Genomic DNA, 19390 nt, shown 5'->3' with positions numbered 1-19390 from the left:
CCTATGCGATGCTCATGCAAAATCATTCAGGCAAAGGTACGAATTCGTCCTCGTCACCAGGCACAATATCGAAGCGGCCCGTGCGCCATTCTTCTTTTGCCTGCTCAATGCGTTCTTTGGAAGACGACACGAAATTCCACCAGATATAACGCTTGGAACCAAGCGCCGCACCACCAAAAAGCATGAAATGCGCGCCTTCCGGCCCTGCTTGCACCACAATATCATCGCCCGGTCGAAATGCCAGCAGACGGTCAGGCGGGAACACCTCGCCTGCAATACCGACATTGCCGCGCAGCGTGTAAATTGCGCGTTCTTCTGTGGTTGGTGGAATATGAAAACGCCCACCCGGCAGCACTTCAATATCCGCATAGAGCGTTTCGGCGTGCTGGATGACTGGCGAATTAACACCATGCATCGAGCCGATGATAAGACGTCCCTTGAACTCACGATCCTCCATCAGCGGCAAATCTGGCGCGTTGGTGTGGAAGAATTCCGGGTTGATTTCTTCAAACTGCTCCGGCAGAGCAAGCCATGTCTGCACGCCCGAAATCGACAGCGGGCCGCTACGCTCTTCTTCAGGCGAGCGCTCGGAATGGACAATCCCCTTCCCCGCCGTCATCAGGTTTACATCGCCGGGCTGGATCACCATTTCGGTGCCAAGGCTATCACGATGCCGGATATGGCCGTCAAAAAGATAAGTCACGGTAGAAAGTCCGATATGTGGATGCGGACGCACATCAAGCGCATCGCCATCACGCAGAACCGCTGGCCCCATTCGGTCAAAAAAGATAAACGGCCCGACAAGGCGACGGCGAACCGTGGGAAGCGCACGCCGCACCTCCAGCCCTCCAATATCACTCGTCCGCGGAATCACCAGCGTTTCGATGGCATCCACAGTGGTCCTGTCGCCAAGAACCGGATCAGGGCATGGAAAGAAACTCATCGGGCTACCACCAAATTAAAGCGCACCGGCAAGCTGTATGCCGGTGCGTGATGCACACAGCGGTTCGAACCAACTTCAGATGTCAGAACCGCTGTCGCCATTTGCTTTACGCATTATCCGACGCAAAACCGCTTCGCGCTTTTGCTGGAAATGCTCTTAAAAAATAGAGCTGTGTCAGCGATTGTGCAACAGTCGCGACAATTCGTTCGTATCAGGCACCTGACCGTTGGTCGTCAGCTTATCCACCAGTCCCGGCAGAACCTGCGATAGCTGATTGAGCAGTTCCTGCTGGTCAATGCCGGCATGTGCTGCGATTTCGCTCAAGGTCTTCTGACCAAGTGCATCGCCAAGCTGGCCTGGTTCAATCTGATGATTGCTACCCTGCCCTACCCAGGAATCCACCTTGTCGCCAAGACCTGCCTGTTTGAGCTGGTCGAGCAAGCCACCAAGACCACCACCGAGTGAGCCGGGTGCTGCCGGAGCAGAAGATGCACTGCCGCTTGCAAGCGCTCCACCAAGCAAGCCCCCAAGGCCACCCAGAATGCCGCCGAGCAGACCGCCGCCGCTATCGGCCTGCTGAGGAGCAGACTGGTCCGGGATGGACGCAGGTTGTTCGGGCTCCTCGCTGTGCCCTTTCAGCATCTTGCCGACCAGAAGCGCCCCAAGTGCAATCAGAACCGGCTTGGCAAGACTGCCGCCGGGGATCGGCGAATTGTTGGAATTGTCGTCATAGCTTCCCATCACGCGATACTCCCTGTTGGACGCTGTGATTTTCTCACATGCGATAAGTTAAGGTGAAATAAGTTTCTTCTTTTGACAAGCATTATACCTTGCCAAATCGAAGCTATTGTGAAAATTTTCTAACTGCCTGATGCAAAAACTTATTTGCGCAATAGGAGATATTAGATGTCTGTTATAAGCTGGATTATTCTGGGTCTGATTGCCGGCTTCATCGGCAGCAAGATCGTCAATAAAAGCGGTCAAGGACTGTTCTTCGACATTGCGCTGGGCATTGTCGGGGCAATTGTTGGCGGCGTTCTTTCTTCATCTCTTTTCGGTCGTGGTGTCACTGGCGCCTTCGATCCAATCAGTCTGATCATTGCCATTATCGGTTCAATTATAGTTTTGTGGGCTTACCACAAGATCACCGGCAAACGTTCCATCGGCTGAAAAAACCAATTATATATGCTGGCTCCGGTTCGCGCCGGAGCCTTTTCATATCTTGTCTTCTGAAAGTGCCACTTTTTAATGATGAGCTTCATTGAGCCCTACATCACCGCCTACGGCGCGCTGGCACTTTTCATTATTGTCTATTTTGAATCTTTCGGCGCACCGCTTCCCGGTGAAAGTGCCCTCATCGCAAGTTCGCTTCTGGCACTGCATGGCACGCTGAATATCGAAATGGTTATTCTGGCTGTATTTGTCGGCGCGGTCTTGGGCGACTGCACCGGCTATGCCATTGGGCGCTTCGGCGGAAGAGCGCTCATCCTTCGCTATGGAAATTATGTAAAACTTACGCCTGAACGGCTCGATAAATTCGAGAGGATGTTTGAGAGCAAAGGCATTTACGTGGTCGCAACTGCGCGCTTCGTCGTGCTTCTGAGACAATTGAACGGCATTGTCGCCGGGTCCATGAAAATGAACCCGCTGCATTTTTTATGCGCCAATGTGGTGGGCGCTGCCGGATGGACGCTTGTATGGGGACTTGGCCCCTATCTTCTGAGCGGCGCGCTTGCGCCCTACGCCGCCCAGCTCAAGGCAATGTTTTAATTATTCAGCGTCGAGCGGCTCAGTGCCAGCAGGCTGACCATCGCGGCCAATGCGGATTTTCTCGACCTTGTCTTCAGCCGATTTCAGCAGCGTGTCGCAATGCTTCTTTAGCGCTTCGCCGCGCTCATAGATGCGAATGGATTCCTCCAGCGGCACATCACCCCGCTCCAGATCATCGACGATCTTCTCAAGCTGCTTCAAGGCATCCTCGAAGCTCATAACTGCAATGTCGGTGTTGGACGGTTCGGTTACCATGGTTTATCCTTTCAACAGCCGCGTAATATGAGAAGACGCGGACTGCGACAAGCCCTCAAGATCATATCCACCTTCAAGCACACTTACCAGTCGGTGATTGCAGAACCGTTCAGCACGTTCCATGAGCTTGCCCGTCGCCCAATCGAAATCCGCCTCATCGAGATTGATCTCGGCCAGAGGATCGCGGAAATGCGCGTCGAAGCCTGCTGAAATAAGGATCAAATCGGGCCGGAAGTTGTCCAAAGCGGGCAATACACGACTATTAAATGCCTCGCGAAATGCGCGGCTGCCGGTATTGGGTGAAAGCGGTGCATTGACAATATTGCCGACACCCACCTCATCTTTCCCACCCGTACCCGGAAAGAGCGGAAACTGATGTGTCGAGCAGTAGAGAACACTCGGATCGTCTTTGAAAATATCCTGTGTACCGTTGCCGTGATGCACGTCCCAATCGACGATTGCGACACGCTCGGCACCGTGATTGCGCTGTGCATGACGGGCGGCGATGGCAACATTGTTGAAAAGGCAGAAGCCCATCGCTGTAGAAAGTTCGGCATGATGGCCGGGTGGACGTGAAGCGACAAACACATTATCCGCCTGCCCGGAAAACACATCATCGACTGCAGCGTTGGCCGCACCAATTGCCAGCAGGGCCGCTTCCCAGCTTTTCGGGCTCACATAGGTATCGACACCGAGCTTGTTGATCGGTTGCGGTGCGTCTTCGTCATCAATGAGGTCGGGAATCTCATTGCGGATCGTTTCGACATAGCTTTCTGGATGCACAAGCAGAATGGCATCTTCCGAAGCAGCCCGTGCTTCCACACGATCAAGACGGTAAAAATCCGGTCCTTCCAGCTCACTCATCAGCGCACGAATGCGGTCGGGCCGCTCGGGATGTCCGGGCGGTACGCGATGTTCAAGATAGATCGGATGCCAATAAAGCCGTGTGGTCATGGCGCTCCTGTAGCATCTTTAACAGACAGCACTATGTCAGATGATTTCCGTGCGCGATATGTTGATGCCGAAACCTTCGAGCCCGACATAGTGACGCTCCCGCGATGCCAAAAGCACGATCGAAGTGATACCAAGATCTTTCAAAATCTGTGCACCCAGACCGATCTGACGCCATTCTTCCTCGCGGGCAACAGCTTCCGCATGAGCTTCATGTTCCGCCAGCAAAGCTTCACGCGCACGGGCATCGCGGTGATCAGAACGCACACCGACCGAGCCTTCACGCAGATAAACCAGAACGCCGCGGCCTTCCTTGCCCATACGCTTCATGATCTCGTCGAGATTGTTGCCACCTTTGCCGAAAACATCGCTCAGCACATCTTCGCGGTGCAGGCGGACAGGCACATTCTCACCATCACGAATATCGCCGAAGACCACCGCCACATGCTGCATCGGCTCCCATGGGAGTTCGTAAGTATAGGCATGCGCCGCGCCAGCACAGGTGCCGATTGTAGCGTCACCGACCCGCTTGACCAGCGTTTCCTTACGCTGGCGATAGGCGATGAGGTCCGCGACCGTTACGCGATGCAGCGCATGCTTTTCAGCAAATGCTGTCACGTCAGGACCACGCATAACCGTGCCGTCATCATTGATCAGTTCGCAGATGACGCCGATGGGCGGCAGGTTTGCAAGCTTGCAGAGATCGACTGCCGCTTCGGTATGGCCAGAGCGCATCAGCACACCGCCTTCACGCGCAATAAGCGGGAAAATATGGCCGGGACGTACGAAATCGCCAGCGCCAGCATTGGGGTTCGCCAGATTGCGCACCGTAAGCGTGCGGTCGTCAGCTGAAATGCCGGTCGTCGTACCGTGACGGTAATCAACGGTAACGGTGAAAGCCGTCGTATGAGCGGATTCGTTTTCAGCAACCATTGGCGCAAGATTGAGTCGCTTGGCCTCTTCACGTGGCATCGGCGTGCACACGATGCCAGACGTATAGCGCACAATAAAGGCCATCTTTTCGGGCGTGCAGTGAACGGCGGCAACGATCAGATCGCCTTCGTTTTCGCGTCCGTCATCATCCATGACCACAACGATTTCGCCACGTTCGAAAGCGCGCAGCGCATCAACGACCTGTTTCTGATTATAGCTCATTTCAGCCTCAATGGTTGTACCACAGCTTCAGTCGAAAACCGGCCCTCAGTTCCTGAAACTATTCTCTTCATACCAAGGCGCTAAGATGCTGACGCATCACGCCTGGAAAATGTTCAGTCGCCATACAGGCTTAATCAATACCCAACGAGTTGCACCGATGGGGTATTGGTCTTACCCGTCACACGCGCCCCGTCTGACCGCGATGACGCAGATAATGATCAGCAATTGCGCAGGCGACCATCGCTTCGCCAATCGGCACTGCGCGGATACCCACGCAAGGATCATGACGCCCCTTGGTCATCACGTCCACTTCCTTGCCGTCCTTATCAATGGATTTGCGTGGCGTGAGGATCGATGAGGTTGGCTTCACTGCAAAACGCGCAACAACTGGTGCGCCCGTTGCAATACCGCCCAGAACCCCACCCGCATGATTGGACAAGAACAATGGCTTGCCGTCATTGCCCATACGCATTTCATCAGCGTTCTCTTCACCTGTCAGGCGTGCAGCTTCAAAACCATTGCCAATTTCCACACCCTTGACGGCATTAATCGACATGAGCAGGCTTGCGATATCCTGATCGAGCTTGCCATAAATCGGCGCTCCGATGCCAGCAGGCACGCCTTCAGCGACAATCTCAATGACCGCGCCAACCGACGATCCGCTCTTGCGAATGCCATCGAGATAATCCGCGAACAGCTCGACCGAACCGGCATCGGGCGAGAAGAAAGGATTGTTGTCCACTTCCGACCAGTTCCAGCGGCGACGGTCGATGCCGTGCACACCCATGGCAACCAGCGCACCCTTGACCTCGAGGCCCGGCACAATCTTGCGAGCGATGGCGCCGGCTGCAACGCGTGCAGCCGTTTCGCGCGCAGAAGAGCGACCACCGCCGCGATAATCCCGAATGCCATATTTGACGTCATAGGCATAATCGGCATGGCCCGGACGATATTGGCGCGCGATATCGCCGTAATCTTTAGAGCGCTGATCGGTGTTTTCGATCATCATCGAAATTGGCGTGCCGGTGGTGGTCATGGTCACACCATCATCGCCCAGCAGTACGCCGGACAACACGCGCACCTGATCCGGCTCGCGGCGCTGTGTTGTGTATTTCGATTGGCCGGGCTTGCGCTTGTCGAGATAGGCTTGGATTTCGGCTTCCGTGAAGGTGATGCCGGGAGGACAGCCATCCACCACACAACCAAGCGCCGGACCGTGGCTTTCGCCCCAGGTTGTTACGCGGAAGAGATGACCAAAACTGTTATGAGACATTGCTAAGCCCGATTAAGGAATGCGCCTTTTCAGGCAGGATACGGGCTGGTTTTATTGGCCTTTTCAGCCATGGTCAAATTATAGCTCGTAATAGGAGCATTGAGATCGCAAAAAATCCTTCGGATCATCCACATACCGCATTCTTTTTGACACATTCCACCGACTAAAATGGGGGAAATAATCACATTGCGCTGCCCCTTTTCTACTCGTACAGTCAAGCAATACAACCAGAGGGAAAGTGATTGCGCAAAATGCAATTCGTGTCGAATCGGTCAGTTGACGGTCGGGCACTCAAACGGAGGATGACACCCATGCAGTATATTGTGGGACTGATCTTCATCATTGCCTCTCTCTTTTCGACCGTCGCCATGGCGGATGATGTCGAGGGTAAGATCACTGGCATTAATCAAGACAAAGAGACAATCACGCTGGATGATGGCAAGACCTATAAATTGCCCGGCGAGTTTGACTATTCCGCCATTTCCAAAGGCATGAAGGTTATCATTCTCTATGATGAGGCTGACAATACCCGCTTCATTACCGACATTCAGGAAGCGCCTTAAATATCACTTAGAGCGGTTCCCGCTCTAAGTATTTGTTTTTAAGCATTGACCTTACGCAAGACCGGTCTCCACTGTTACTGGGGATGCTTTAACCTCAAGCACCGTACCCGTGTCGTATTGACGAACAAAATCGACGCGGGCTCCGTTCCAGTGATAGCTGTAATGTCGTCCCTGAACGGGAATCGTTATAACATTCGGCCAAAAAATCCCGATACAGAACCCGCCGCGCATCCGCACACTTGGCCATAGCAGCCCATGGCTCCCCTGAGCGCGCAGTTCTCGCCCCTCGACATGTGAAGCCGTATAATCAACCGGATCAAGCACGTCCGGCACCTTGCTCACATCATCGAGTTCCCGGTCGACACTCCCAATCAGCGCCCGAAAGTCTGAGGTCCAGCCAGGTTCTTCATTGGTCGCGCGCATGAATTTTTCATGATGGTGGATGGTTTCAGCAACTGCCACATTTTCCCGGTCCGCAGCATAATAAATACCGTAGCTTCCGTCGCTAAAGCGACCGGGTCGCTGCGTGGAGCAATGCACGAACGGTGCCATCACGTATGATGCACCATGGCCCGCTACTCGCCGGTCGGCAGGCACTTTACCGAGATCACCGATCTCGAAACGAATACGCGGATTGGTTTTCTCTTCAACAGAAGCCAAGGCCTCCCAATCACGGGGGTCGGCAATATCTTCAAAAAGATCAATGGGGGGATGGATAGAGCGGATGATGCGATAAGTCTGCGGCCATTGAACTTGGCGCTTTACGGCCAACCCACTTACCATGCACCGCGCTCCGCATTCAGCCAGTCACGAAGGGCAGCGAGATCGGAGATTTCACCACGCAGCATGAGATCAAGCGCCGAAAGCCCGCCAAAGGCAGCATTCGGCTTCCTGATCCAGGCATAACCGCGCGCTACATCTCGAAACAGATAACGCAGGCCTTTGTGAATGCCCATGAGATGCGCCATCCGCATCCGCAGATCGCGATCAATGCGGCCTATAGTGCCTTCTTTCCAGCGCGCCCAGGTGCGCGGGGACATATCGCCCAAAAGTGTGCAGGCCTCAGCATCCGACAGCTTCCATGCCTTGAGCAAATTAACCGTGGTCCTTGCAAGTGCACCCGCTTCCTCGTCGGTGATCACGCTTGTCAGGCCGCCTGCGGGCGTTATGCTGATTGGTTGAAGTTCCATCGCTCACCTTCCTTATGGCGGAAAGATAGCATATTTTTGCCAAATGGCAATAAAGGCGTTTTACGACCTACAACCCTATGCCTTCCGAAGCCATCCGCTGCGGATGACACGAGCCCATTCCGGCCTGCCCGCTTGTTCGGCCAGCGAAGCCATACGTGCCGTATCATAGGGAATGCTACGGAACATGACCTGCCAGCCCAACGCGCTGCTTTCGATTATGGCATAAGAGGCATTCGGCGTTCCGGTCTCGACAATATGCGGCACCGGCTGGTCATCATCATAGCCCGGGCAGCCTACGCTTCCGGGATTGACGATCTGACGACCGTCACTCAAACGCACCACGCGCGGCATATGCGTATGACCGCAAAGAATAAGCGAGGCAGCAATATCTTCTGCTTCCGCTTCAATTTCATCACGGCCACGCAGAACGACATCGCCGGTTGCTGTAACGGTTTCCAGCCAGTAAGTCGTGTCGCTCGTCGGCGTACCATGGCAGATGAAAATCTGCCCATCCGCCAGTGTCAGCGTCGCGGGCAAATTGCGGAGCCATGCAAAGTGCTGCTCTTCGATTTGCTCAAAAGCAACGCGATCCGAAGGCCCCATCTCGGCAACAGGTTCTTCCACCAACCAGCGGTCATGATTGCCACGAATGGAGATTATCTCGCGCGCCATCAGCATGTCCGCCGTCTCACGGGCCGCGAGTGGCCCGCTCAGATGGTCACCAAGATTGATAATGGTTTCAATACGCAAGGCATCGATATCAGCCAACACAGCCGCCAATGCATCGCTGTTGCCATGAATATCTGCAATAACTGCAAAGCGCTTGAAGGGCATATTTTTCTCGCAAGATGAAGCTTTTCAGCGCGGATATAACGACACCGCTTCATAGACCTGAAAAGCTATCCGGCTTTTTAAACCCACTCAAGCTTGCCGTTTTCAAACTTCAGAATTTTATCCTGCGGAATGGAGAGGTTTGCGGCGGCGTGGCCGTCCATATCGCCATAGAGATAAAACAGGGTGCGTATGCAGCCGCCATGCGTCACGCAAACAGTTGGCCATTCCACGGCTTCGACCCAGCGACCAATACGCTGCGAGAGCCGCATATAGCTTTCGGCAGTTTCGCCCGGCGGGATGAAATTCCATTTATCGCGGGCGCGGGCTTCGACGAGATCGATGCTCTCCTTGGCAATATCTTCCATCATGAAGCCTTGCCAGTCGCCGAAATTCACTTCCATCAACTGCGGATCGGTGCGAAAGTCGTAAGGGTCGAGCCCCATGCGTAAACGAATACGTTCCATGGTTTCGCGCGTGCGGCGCAGCGGGCTTGCCACGAAATCGTAACCTGCCCCATTGCCGATCAGCGATTTCAGCATATCACCATTGCGATCGGCCTGCGTGCGACCATGGGCGTTGATATCGATATCGAGTTGCCCCTGAATGCGCTGCGAAACATTCCAGTCGGTCTCGCCGTGACGCGAAAAGTAGATGATCTCCCGAGCCAAAAGCCTACCTCTATCTGCCGCTTGATTTCATCGTGTGACGCGCAGTTTTGCGCATGTGCTCTTTACTCGATAGCCTTCCTTAACCGGAAAGACATAAGAAAAATCCCGAAAAGTCGGTCAACTTTTCGGGATTTGGTATTGTCCGGCTCAGTCCTTGACGACCGAGATATCCGGTGCATCGACCGCCTTCATGCCGATGACGTGATAACCACTATCGGCATGATGCACTTCGCCGGTAACCGAGCGAGACAGGTCGGAGAGGAAGTAGAGACCGACGTCACCTACTTCATCGATGGTCACGGTACGGCGCAGCGGCGCGTTATATTCGTTCCACTTGAGAATATAACGGAAATCGCCAATGCCGGATGCGGCAAGCGTCTTGATCGGGCCAGCTGAAATCGCGTTAACGCGAATATTCTGTGGTCCAAGATCAACTGCGAGATATTTTACGCTTGCTTCAAGTGCTGCCTTTGCAACGCCCATGACGTTGTAGTTCGGCATAACTTTTTCAGCACCATAATAGGTTAGCGTCAGAATAGAACCACCGTCAGCCATCAGCTTTTCTGCACGGCGCGAAATTGCCGTCAGCGAATAAACTGAAATCAGCATCGTGTTCTGGAAATTGGCTTCGCTTGTGTCGACATAACGGCCAGTCAGTTCATCCTTGTCGGAGAAACCAATCGCGTGCACGACGAAGTCGAGCTTGCCCCACTTCTTTTCAAGTGCTTCAAAAACAGCATCAATGCTTGCACCGTCAGCGACATCGCAATGTCCAGCGACGAAAGCGTCCAATTCTTCAGCCAGTGGCTCGACGCGCTTCTTCAACGCATCACCCTGATAAGTGAATGCGAGTTCCGCACCAGCTTCACGAGCAGCCTTGGCAATACCCCAGGCGATGGAACGGTTGTTGGCTACGCCCAGAATCAATCCGCGCTTGCCCTGCAACAAACCTGACTTTGCGGTCATTAAGGGTCCTCATCGAAATATAATCAACTAGATGCCCTATCGCACAGGCTTGCAACAGCTTCAAGCAATTGCGCGTAAAAAGCCGGGTATTGTGATTTTATCGCACAGCAGAGTTGTGCTCGTGCATCGGCTAAAGGTGGGGAATGTGCCAGCACGGGTAGTTTCCGGGGCTGAATGCAGCAACTGCTTCCAGCCCCGGTACAGTTTAGTCAGCCTTACGCTTGCGCAAAAACTCTTCCAGCTCTGCGTCGCCGCCTTCCGGCAGCATGATACGGACATGGACATAGAGATCGCCATGACCACCAGCTTTGAGTGGCAGGCCTTTGCCTTTCAGGCGCAGCACCTTGTCGGAACTGGACCATGCCGGCACCTTGACGGCGATGCGTCCGTTGAGTGTATCGACTTCCGCTTTGCCTCCAAGAACCGCATCGGCAAGCTCGACCGGAAGATCAACATGAACATCGCGGCCTTCAAGCTTGAAGCGCGTGCTTGGCTTGAAGTGGATTGTCACCAGAGCATCGCCGGGCGTACCGCCCACGATGTGTTCACCCTGCCCTTTAAGCCGGATAGTCTGACCATCTTCAACAAACTGCGGGAGCTTGATCTTCAGATGCTTGCCATTCGGAAATACGGCTTCGACCTTGTCGGCCCCGGCTGCCTGCTCAAGCGTAATGTTGATCGACGCAGAAAGATCACTGCCTTTCACAGGGCCGCGCTGCTGACGTGCGCCACCACGAGCGCCGCCAAAAGCACCACCGAACAGATCGTTCAATATGTCTTCCGCACCGCCAAAGCCGCCCTGCGGACCACCCCCACGCTGGCGAAAGCCTGCAAATGGATCACCGCCGCCGCCGAAGCCAGCATGCCCGTCAAAGCCGCCCTGCCCGGCAAAACCCTGAAAGACAGGCTTGCCTTCGGCATCAATCTCACCACGGTCAAACTGCCCGCGCTTGTCTTTGTCGCCAACGATCTCGTAGGCTTGGTTGATCTCCGAAAAACGCTCCTGTGCCTTTGGGTCATCCTGGTTCTGATCCGGATGGTGCTTTTTGGCCAGCTTGCGAAAAGCCGATTTTATTTCTTCGGGCTTCGCCGTTTTAGCGACGCCCAGCACGCTATAGGGATCGCGCATAAAAGTCCTCATTCAGGAAAAATGACTGTAATCTCAGTCGTTAGACTCAGTTTGCCATAATATGCGCACTAAGCTCAGAAACTTCCAGAGTTACAGAGGCCAGTTTCCCAAAAAGCTTAGAGCGGTTCTCGTTAAGATTGAAACGTTGGAACCCCTCTATCTATTTGTTTTGCGCATGTCCGAACGCAAAACCGGTTCCCACTTTTGCTGGAAATGCTTTAAATTGGTGCAAATGAAGTCACCGTCCACTGACCGCCGCGCTGCATGCAGGCTTCACCGCGATAGATGGAAACGCCGTCGAAGGCTTCACGCGACGTCTCAAACTGGCGGCACAGACCATCGCCAGACTTTGTCTCAGCAACCGTCGTGATTGTTCCCTGACTACCAGTATCCGGATTTGCCCACGGAACTGGCGTCTTGCCCCATTGGGTGAAATCGAGCGCCGATACGATACTCTTGATGGTCGACTGATCGGAGAGCTTGCCTGTATCCGTCTCAGTTTTCTGCGCAGGTTTCACTGACCCCGTGATCGTTGAAGAATCAGGCGCCGCCTTCTCGATACTGACTCCACCCATGGCACAACCAGCCAACGACAGAACAACCATAGCAAGAGCCGCATGACGCAGAAGTGCCATACCAGAAACTGTAGAGTCGTCATATTTTTCGCGGCGAGCGGATAGAGCAGCCAACGGTCTTCCCTTAAATACATCCTAAAGATGTAGGAATTATGGGGGATATGGAGTTAACAAGCGGTTCGCGGGCAAGGTAAACAAATCAATACCAAAGGACAACGGTATAAAATTGGTGAGCACAGCTTCTATCACTCAAACTCTATCCTTGTTTGGGAGCAGCTAAAGCCGTTTCACACTTCTAGGGATGTGCTCTAAATCTGCCATCATTGATTTTCAGATTGCAAAAATACCGATCCAAGGAGGAAAATGTGATTTCCCGCCGTGGCTTACTTTTTGGTGGCGCAGTCATTGCCACAACAATCAACATGCCTGCTTTGGTCGCAAAGGCACAAAGCACCAAGATTTCGCTCTGGCCCAACTCCCCACCCGGTGGTGGTGGCCCGAGCGGCTCTTCACAGGTCAGTGCAAAAGGTGCCGTCACGAACATTGCCGTGCCAGGTCTCGAGATTTTCGTTCCTGACCGTCCAAACGGTGCTGCTATGATCATTGCCGGCGGTGGCGGATATAAGCGCATCGAGGAAGGCAAAGAGTCCAACCCTGCAGCGCGCTGGCTTGCTGAAAGAGGCATTTATGCCTTTGTGCTGACCTATCGCTTGCCCATCGAGGGCTGGACAAATGGGCCACTGGCACCGCTGCAAGATGCGCAACGTGCTTTTCGTGTTGTACGTGCGCAAGCTTCAAACTGGAATATCGACCCGCACAGGATCGGTGCGCTTGGCTTTTCAGCGGGTGGCCATCTGATGGGCCTCACCGCCACGCGCTCAGCTTACGCATCCTACGAGCCCGTCGATGGTGTCGACATGCAATCTGCGCGGCCAGATGTTGCGGCACTCATTTATCCTGTTATCACACTCGAAGCGCCGTATGACCACACTTCAACACGGCGCTCCCTCGTAGGGAAGCATCCCAGCAACGAAGCGGTTCGGCAATGGTCGGTTGAGAGCCATGTGGGCAAAAACTGCCCGTCAATTTTTCTGACACAAGCCGACGACGATAAGATTTCAAACCCTGCAAACAGTCGCATCATGCAGCGGGCTTGCGAGCAGGCGAACATTGCAGTGGATTTTCACCCCATCATATCGGGAGGTCACGGCTTTGGCATGGGTCGCCCCGGAACGCCGACTGAAGTGTGGCCAAGCTTGTTTGAAAACTGGCTCCGCGCGCAAAACATGCTTGTGTAATCTGCCGCAACAACCAGGCATGGACAAAGCTTACGAATTGGACGAGGTTCCTAACCGCAAATAAGCGAACATGCTTTCCAATCGAACTGCGAAACAGAAGATATGACCAGCGCCACCGAAGATTTCACCCAAAGCTCAGAACCATTCAACCTCTTCGCTGAATGGCTCAATGATGCAACCAGGAGCGAACCGAACGATCCGAATGCACTGGCTCTGGCCACTGTCGATCCGGACGGCCTGCCCAATGTGCGCATGGTGCTGCTCAAGGATTTCGATGAGCACGGCTTCGTCTTCTACACCAATTATGAAAGCACGAAGGGACAGGAAATTCTGTCTGCCGAGAAAGCCGCGATGTGTTTCCATTGGAAATCATTGCGCCGTCAGGTGCGAGTGCGTGGCCCTGTCGAGAAGGTCAGTGACGCAGAAGCCGACGCTTATTATGCCTCACGCCCGCGCGGCAGCCGCATCGGTGCCTGGGCATCCAAACAGTCGCGACCGCTTGAAAGCCGCTTTGCACTCGAAAAGGCCGTTGCCGAATATACGGCCCGATATGTCATTGGTGATATTCCTCGCCCTGCTCACTGGTCTGGTTTCCGCATTCGCCCAACTTCCATTGAGTTCTGGCATGACCGTCCCTTCCGCCTGCATGACCGCGTGTTGTTTACGCGACCCACGCCGGATGGCGACTGGAACAAGGACAGGCTCTATCCATAAAGGAACAATAAAAAGGCCACCGTTTTGGTGGCCTTTTTATATATTCTAGACCAGCGGTTTGACCGCCACCCAAAGACTTCCCAGCACGAGGCCTAAAAAGATAATCAACCCGACAATGTTGTTCGATTTAAACAACCTCAGACACTGATCCGGGTTATCAATATCGAGCACAATGATCTGGCGATAAAGATGTGCACCTGCGGCAAGCAGACCTGCCAGCGCAGGCATTGGCACCTGAGCCACAGCGAAAGCCGCCGCGAAAAACCCGATCGCACCACCATAAAGCACCATCAGCGCTGTCTTCGTATGTTTTCCGAAGAGGCGCGCAGTCGAGCCGACGCCGACCAACGCATCATCTTCCTTGTCCTGATGAGCATAGATCGTGTCATAGCCGATCACCCACAGGATCGAACCAATATAAAGCAGCACAGGCGGAAGCGCGAGTGAACCTTCCACAGCTGCCCAGCCCATCAGCGCACCCCAGGAGAAGGCAAGCCCAAGCACCACTTGCGGCAGATTAGTAAATCGCTTCATGAAAGGATAGGCCGCGACGATCAGCAGTGAGCCAACCCCAAGCCCGATCGAGAACCAGTTGAACTGCAACACAACAGCCAGCCCGACCAGGGCCTGTAAGACCAGGAACAGCTTGGCCTGTTTGCGCGTCACTTGCCCTGACGGCAGCGGCCGCGACCGGGTACGATCAACTTTGTCGTCAATATCCTGATCGGCAAGGTCGTTATAGGTGCAGCCGGCACCGCGCATAGCGACGGATCCAATAAAGAATAATACGAGATGCCAGAGTGATGGCATGACCGCCCATGCACCGTCGCCCGGCTGTGCACCGGCGCCTGCAACCAGTGCCGCCGACCACCAACATGGCCACAGCAGAAGCTGCCAGCCTATTGGCCGATCCCAACGCGCAAGCTGAGCATAAGGCCAGAGCCATGGCGGCAGAATACGGTAGACCCAATGGCCAGATGGCGCGTCCTTGACCCTTCCGCGAGTTTCCCGCGACTGGACATCCGAATTTGCCCCTAAGTGCTGCATGATTGCCTGCTTTCCTGAAACTGCGACGGCCTCTCCCGCTTTTTATCGAAAAATTGCGATACTGCCCTTGCTCGCACGCGCGATGGGCAATAGAGACCCGAAGTAACTACAGCATCGGCCCAAAAATCGGAATCGATTTTTGGAAAGCACGATGCGTAGATTAAATAAGGTAGAGCGTCCTTGTGTAGCTCCCAAGAGGGCGCACGGCGCTCTAACTGGTTATTTACTTATCTCACGCGCAGGGAGCAAGGCATGAAAGTTCTGTTGATCGGTTCTGGTGGCCGCGAACATGCACTGGCATGGAAACTTGCCGCATCTGCAAAGCTCGAAAAGCTCTATTGCGCGCCCGGCAATCCCGGCATTGCTGAATATGCAGAACTCGTAGCGCTCGATGTGACCGACCACGCAGCCGTCATCGCCTTTGCCAAAGAAAAAGCCATTGATCTTGTTGTCGTAGGCCCGGAAGCGCCGCTTGTAGCAGGCCTTGCCGACGATCTCGCTGCGGCCGACATTCGCGTTTTCGGACCATCAAAGCTCGCAGCCCAGCTTGAAGGCTCCAAAGGCTTCACCAAAGACCTTTGTGCCCGCTTTGATATTCCGACTGGTGCTTACGGTCGCTTCAACAATGCGCCAAAAGCCAAAGCCTATGTCCGTGAAATGGGCGCCCCCATCGTTGTCAAAGCCGACGGTCTTGCCGCAGGCAAAGGCGTGGTGGTTGCCATGACACTTGATGAAGCGCTCGACGCCGTCGATGCATGCTTTGAAGGCGCATTCGGTTCCGCTGGTGCCGAAGTGGTCGTGGAAGAGTTTCTTGACGGCGAGGAAGCCAGCTTCTTCTGCATTTGCGATGGCAAGACCGCGCTGCCACTCGGCTCAGCACAAGACCACAAGCGCGTCGGCGATGGCGATACGGGTGTAAACACCGGCGGCATGGGAGCCTATGCCCCTGCCCCTGTGATGACACCGGAAATCGTCGAGCGCACCATGCGCGAGCTGATCGAGCCAACCATGCGTGGCATGGCAGAAATCGGTGCACCTTTCTCCGGCGTACTTTTCTTAGGGCTGATGATCGGCAAAGACGGACCCAAGCTCATTGAGTACAACACCCGCTTCGGTGACCCTGAATGTCAGGTGCTGATGATGCGCCTTGAAACAGACCTGCTCGACCTCATCAATGCAGCCGTTGATGGCAAACTCGATGAAGTTTCGCTTGAATGGAAAGACCAACCAGCGCTTACGGTCGTCATGGCTGCGGAAGGCTATCCAACCAACGTGAAAAAAGGCAGTGTCATTCGCGGCCTCGACAAACTCGAAGGCATTGACGGCCTGAAAGTCTTCCACGCTGGCACAGCAGAGAAAGACGGCAAGCTCATTGCCAGCGGCGGGCGCGTGCTTAACGTTACAGCTATTGCCGAAACGGTCGCTGAAGCACAGGCCAATGCCTATGATGCAGTCAAAAAGATCGACTGGCCGGAAGGTTTCTATCGCTCGGACATTGGCTGGAGAGCCGTTGAGCGAGAACGCTCAGGCAAGTAATTCAAGCGATATGGACGCGGTTTCGTCCTGCCTTTTTGGCCTGGTAGAGTGCTGCATCTGCGCGACGCATCGTCTCATAAAAGCCCTCGTCGTCCACTTGCTCAGCCACACCAAAGCTTGCAGTAGGCCCCCAATCCGGCGCCTTTCCTGCAAAACGCATTTCAGACAATGCCTGGCGCAGGCTTTGCGCCAGAGATTCGGCAGCAGCCATATCGCTATCTGGAATGAAGACAACAAATTCTTCTCCACCCATACGCGCAGCCACGGCTGATCGGGGCAATCGTGTTTTGAGCAATTTGCCAAAGGCCGCAATCACTCGGTCGCCGCCATCATGTCCGTAGGTGTCATTGACGCGTTTAAAGAAATCCAAATCGCTCATAATCACCGAGTAATGAATACGCGCGCCCTTACGCACCAGCACGCGGGAAACATGGCGATCAAAACCACGTCGATTATAAATCTGAGAAAGCTCATCGACTTCTGATTGCTCACTGGCCTCCCCCACCATGTGTGAAACCGTGCTCAACAGCAGCAATAGTCCGCGGGCGACTTGCACGAAAACGCCAATAGAAAGCGAGACAAGCACATGTAGTGTATTGGCTTCATCCTCAGGCCGCATATCAGATCCAGGCCAAGTGATGAGAAAGGCTTTCGACAGATAATGAAGGCAACTGAAGGTCGCGAGGGCCATCATCAGCTTATCAACCAGACGCGGCATTCCAGAGCGATAGATCACCCTGATCATCAGAAGCTGAACAAGACAGAGTGGCAACTGATAGAGAAAACGATGCAGGAACGATGTGCGGGGCAGATCGTAAATCAGAACATTACAAACAATGGCGGCAAGAAAGAACCCGCCAATAAGCTTCCAGTCCGTCTTTTGCCTGTAGATGCTTTGCAGGCCAAGAATTATTGCGAGAAAGGTTGCTATCAGAAGCGCGAATGAAACAGGCACAAGCAGCCGTGGATTGGTTGCAAGCGGAATCCAGTATCCGAAGATTGCGACAAGTGCGGAGGATATAGACGCGAGCGTGAACCAGCGTGGGGCAGAGTAATTGCGTTCCTGAATAGCAACAAAAGCAAAAGTCAGGATAAAGACGCATGAAACCGTCAGATTAACAGTCAGGAAGTACGGTACGAACGTCATATAACGGTCCCTTTGAACATGCTGATATTCTAATTTAAGACCAAGAAAATTTCGTAAACGCCGGAATTTCCATATGCCGTTATTCTGGTTGCGATTTACAACCCCCCATGCGTTAAGCTCGAAAAGCTATATAGTTGCAACGTTCCTTCCCAATATTCGGATTACAATATTTTATATTCATAATAGTATTTTTATGATTTTTGGAAAAGCGCCTTGTAAAAGCCGGGAATGCCGCATATATATCGGGCATCGATTTTGTTTTCGAATGTTGCGGCGTGCTTTCGCCACCCGGTATTTCTTTCAAACTCGTGAAATTCGGCGATGGATTTCGATCCATTATATTTTAACCGTGCGATTTGAAAGGAATTCAACATGGCAAACGGAACAGTAAAATTCTTTAATTCAACCAAGGGCTTCGGCTTCATTCAGCCTGATGACGGCGGCGTAGACGTGTTCGTACACATCTCGGCTGTTGAGCGTTCGGGCATGCATTCGCTGAACGAAGGCCAGAAGGTTAGCTTCGACGTGGTCGCAGACCGTCGTTCGGGCAAGAACGCTGCAGAAAACCTGCAGGCTCTCTAATTATTTTTTGGGCGAGGTTCTAAACAGCTTCGCCCAGATAATAGAGCAAAGAGATTTGTCTCCGACCTTTGACCACGGATGTACTGGCACTGATCGTTGAGACAATATGAAGGTCGGGTATTGCCCGGCCTTTTAATTTTTACCGCTGTTCTTTGCTGAGTCCCCAAAATTCCTCTGGAGCGCTTACAAAAAGGGTCAAGCGGTTTGCATGGGCAATGCGTGAAGACCAACAGTTTGAGCGCCAATCTGATTCAGCCAGACCCAGATGCCCTCCAGCACATTAGAGCGCAATGCATTTTATCATATCCGTGCGCTACACTTTAAGCCTTTGCTTTTACGCATGTCTTTGTTCCAGAACCCATTCCCACTTTTGAGAGACATGCTTCAAATGTGCCGCGTAACATCGCCTTCGATCTAACATGGTGTAAGGCATTGGGCTGAGGAAAATGGCGCAATCAAATATAGCGAAGCTGTAATAGGGTCTTTGGAGAACCACTCATGTCAGATAACGAAAAAGAAAACCTGACCAAAGATACGCTCTTCAAGTCCAATCCTTCGAGAATGGAAGCGAAGAACGCGACGACAGATAAGGCCGCCAAAGCCATTCTGCAGAGCGAACGTGATGCCGTAGATGCGAAGACCGCTCGGCTGCGTGCTGCACGTCTCAGTCGCGACCAAGCTGAATAATGCCACAACCATTCTTCAAACTATCGATAACTTCATCGTGTGAATATTGACGTTTACGTAATAAGCCGATAGCTCTTACTTATGACCAGCCATTGGGCTGAACGGAT

The 19390-nt window shown here is 53.5% G+C and carries 23 protein-coding genes; 8 read left to right on the top strand and 15 right to left on the bottom strand.

Features of this window, described 5'->3' with window-relative positions; translation table 11 throughout:
• Positions 1-22: 22 nt before the first annotated feature.
• Positions 23-943: a pirin family protein gene (locus C9380_RS03165; RefSeq protein WP_128092975.1), complete on the bottom strand. Its 921-nt coding sequence runs from the start codon at positions 941-943 to the stop codon at positions 23-25.
• A 174-nt stretch (positions 944-1117) separates the two neighbouring features.
• Positions 1118-1684 carry a YidB family protein gene (locus tag C9380_RS03160; protein ID WP_024896156.1) on the bottom strand — a complete coding sequence of 189 codons (567 nt, stop codon included), beginning with the start codon at positions 1682-1684 and terminating at the stop codon, positions 1118-1120.
• 165 nt (positions 1685-1849) lie between these two features.
• Here C9380_RS03160 and C9380_RS03155 point away from each other — a divergent pair, with 165 nt between their 5' ends.
• Together C9380_RS03155 and C9380_RS03150 are read left to right on the top strand one after the other, a co-directional pair.
• The gene (locus C9380_RS03155; protein WP_024896155.1) at positions 1850-2113 is read left to right on the top strand and encodes a GlsB/YeaQ/YmgE family stress response membrane protein; all 264 of its coding nucleotides are present in this window, start codon (positions 1850-1852) and stop codon (positions 2111-2113) included.
• An 81-nt stretch (positions 2114-2194) separates the two neighbouring features.
• Positions 2195-2713 (top strand): DedA family protein, encoded by a 519-nt coding sequence (locus C9380_RS03150; RefSeq protein ID WP_128093622.1) that lies wholly within the window; start codon positions 2195-2197, stop codon positions 2711-2713.
• Here C9380_RS03150 and C9380_RS03145 read toward each other — a convergent pair whose 3' ends face one another.
• From C9380_RS03145 to aroC, 4 genes are all read right to left on the bottom strand, one after another.
• A complete protein-coding gene (locus C9380_RS03145) occupies positions 2714-2968 on the bottom strand; it encodes an exodeoxyribonuclease VII small subunit (protein WP_007873761.1) in 255 nt (84 codons plus the stop codon).
• Positions 2969-2971: 3 nt separating this feature from the next.
• The gene (locus C9380_RS03140) at positions 2972-3922 is read right to left on the bottom strand and encodes a histone deacetylase family protein (protein ID WP_128092974.1); all 951 of its coding nucleotides are present in this window, start codon (positions 3920-3922) and stop codon (positions 2972-2974) included.
• A 36-nt stretch (positions 3923-3958) separates the two neighbouring features.
• Positions 3959-5074, bottom strand: coding sequence for a 3,4-dihydroxy-2-butanone-4-phosphate synthase (gene ribB / locus C9380_RS03135; protein WP_100559596.1), 1116 nt, complete (start codon positions 5072-5074; stop codon positions 3959-3961).
• A gap of 178 nt (positions 5075-5252) precedes the next feature.
• Complete coding sequence (gene aroC, locus C9380_RS03130) at positions 5253-6347, bottom strand: chorismate synthase (RefSeq protein ID WP_128092973.1); 1095 nt, start codon at positions 6345-6347, stop codon at positions 5253-5255.
• Positions 6348-6658: 311 nt separating this feature from the next.
• Here aroC and C9380_RS03125 point away from each other — a divergent pair, with 311 nt between their 5' ends.
• Positions 6659-6910: a DUF1344 domain-containing protein gene (locus tag C9380_RS03125; RefSeq protein ID WP_024896150.1), complete on the top strand. Its 252-nt coding sequence runs from the start codon at positions 6659-6661 to the stop codon at positions 6908-6910.
• Between the two features lie 51 nt (positions 6911-6961).
• Here C9380_RS03125 and C9380_RS03120 read toward each other — a convergent pair whose 3' ends face one another.
• The 7 genes from C9380_RS03120 to C9380_RS03090 all read right to left on the bottom strand — a co-directional run bounded on the left by C9380_RS03120 (position 6962) and on the right by C9380_RS03090 (position 12386).
• Positions 6962-7693: an RES family NAD+ phosphorylase gene (locus C9380_RS03120; RefSeq protein ID WP_128092972.1), complete on the bottom strand. Its 732-nt coding sequence runs from the start codon at positions 7691-7693 to the stop codon at positions 6962-6964.
• On the bottom strand, positions 7687-8100 hold the full coding sequence (locus tag C9380_RS03115; protein WP_024896148.1) for an MbcA/ParS/Xre antitoxin family protein: 414 nt from the start codon (positions 8098-8100) through the stop codon (positions 7687-7689). Before C9380_RS03115 ends, C9380_RS03120 begins: the two co-directional genes overlap by 7 nt.
• A gap of 75 nt (positions 8101-8175) precedes the next feature.
• Positions 8176-8934 (bottom strand): metallophosphoesterase family protein, encoded by a 759-nt coding sequence (locus C9380_RS03110; protein ID WP_128092971.1) that lies wholly within the window; start codon positions 8932-8934, stop codon positions 8176-8178.
• Positions 8935-9011: 77 nt separating this feature from the next.
• Positions 9012-9602, bottom strand: a complete 591-nt coding sequence (locus C9380_RS03105) for a histidine phosphatase family protein (protein WP_094541566.1) — start codon at positions 9600-9602, stop codon at positions 9012-9014.
• Between the two features lie 147 nt (positions 9603-9749).
• Complete coding sequence (fabI, locus tag C9380_RS03100; RefSeq protein ID WP_007873744.1) at positions 9750-10568, bottom strand: enoyl-ACP reductase FabI; 819 nt, start codon at positions 10566-10568, stop codon at positions 9750-9752.
• A 205-nt stretch (positions 10569-10773) separates the two neighbouring features.
• Entirely contained in the window at positions 10774-11697 is a 924-nt protein-coding gene (locus C9380_RS03095) for a DnaJ C-terminal domain-containing protein (RefSeq protein WP_111786235.1), read from the bottom strand.
• 218 nt (positions 11698-11915) lie between these two features.
• The gene (locus C9380_RS03090) at positions 11916-12386 is read right to left on the bottom strand and encodes an RT0821/Lpp0805 family surface protein (protein ID WP_235822326.1); all 471 of its coding nucleotides are present in this window, start codon (positions 12384-12386) and stop codon (positions 11916-11918) included.
• Positions 12387-12637: 251 nt separating this feature from the next.
• On the opposite strand from C9380_RS03090, the gene C9380_RS03085 reads away from it, so the two are divergent.
• Both C9380_RS03085 and pdxH read left to right on the top strand, forming a co-directional pair.
• Positions 12638-13570, top strand: a complete 933-nt coding sequence (locus C9380_RS03085) for an alpha/beta hydrolase (RefSeq protein WP_128092970.1) — start codon at positions 12638-12640, stop codon at positions 13568-13570.
• 102 nt (positions 13571-13672) lie between these two features.
• Positions 13673-14284, top strand: coding sequence for a pyridoxamine 5'-phosphate oxidase (pdxH, locus tag C9380_RS03080; RefSeq protein ID WP_024896141.1), 612 nt, complete (start codon positions 13673-13675; stop codon positions 14282-14284).
• Positions 14285-14329: 45 nt separating this feature from the next.
• On the opposite strand, the gene ubiA is transcribed toward pdxH, so the two are convergent.
• Positions 14330-15331 (bottom strand): 4-hydroxybenzoate octaprenyltransferase, encoded by a 1002-nt coding sequence (gene ubiA, locus C9380_RS03075; RefSeq protein ID WP_128092969.1) that lies wholly within the window; start codon positions 15329-15331, stop codon positions 14330-14332.
• A gap of 252 nt (positions 15332-15583) precedes the next feature.
• On the opposite strand from ubiA, the gene purD reads away from it, so the two are divergent.
• A complete protein-coding gene (gene purD / locus C9380_RS03070; RefSeq protein WP_128092968.1) occupies positions 15584-16867 on the top strand; it encodes a phosphoribosylamine--glycine ligase in 1284 nt (427 codons plus the stop codon).
• 1 nt (position 16868) lies between these two features.
• Here the strand turns inward: purD and C9380_RS03065 are convergent, their stop codons facing one another.
• Complete coding sequence (locus tag C9380_RS03065; RefSeq protein WP_100559614.1) at positions 16869-18014, bottom strand: GGDEF domain-containing protein; 1146 nt, start codon at positions 18012-18014, stop codon at positions 16869-16871.
• Between the two features lie 372 nt (positions 18015-18386).
• Between C9380_RS03065 and C9380_RS03060 the strand changes: the two genes are divergently transcribed.
• Together C9380_RS03060 and C9380_RS03055 are read left to right on the top strand one after the other, a co-directional pair.
• Entirely contained in the window at positions 18387-18596 is a 210-nt protein-coding gene (locus tag C9380_RS03060) for a cold-shock protein (protein WP_024896137.1), read from the top strand.
• Positions 18597-19094: 498 nt separating this feature from the next.
• On the top strand, positions 19095-19283 hold the full coding sequence (locus C9380_RS03055; RefSeq protein WP_100559616.1) for a hypothetical protein: 189 nt from the start codon (positions 19095-19097) through the stop codon (positions 19281-19283).
• Positions 19284-19390 lie beyond the last annotated feature (107 nt).

This window comes from Brucella pituitosa (genome assembly GCF_003049685.1).
In the GTDB taxonomy this organism is placed as follows: Bacteria; Pseudomonadota; Alphaproteobacteria; order Rhizobiales; family Rhizobiaceae; genus Brucella; species Brucella pituitosa.
This window is presented reverse-complemented; position numbering and strand designations above follow the sequence as displayed.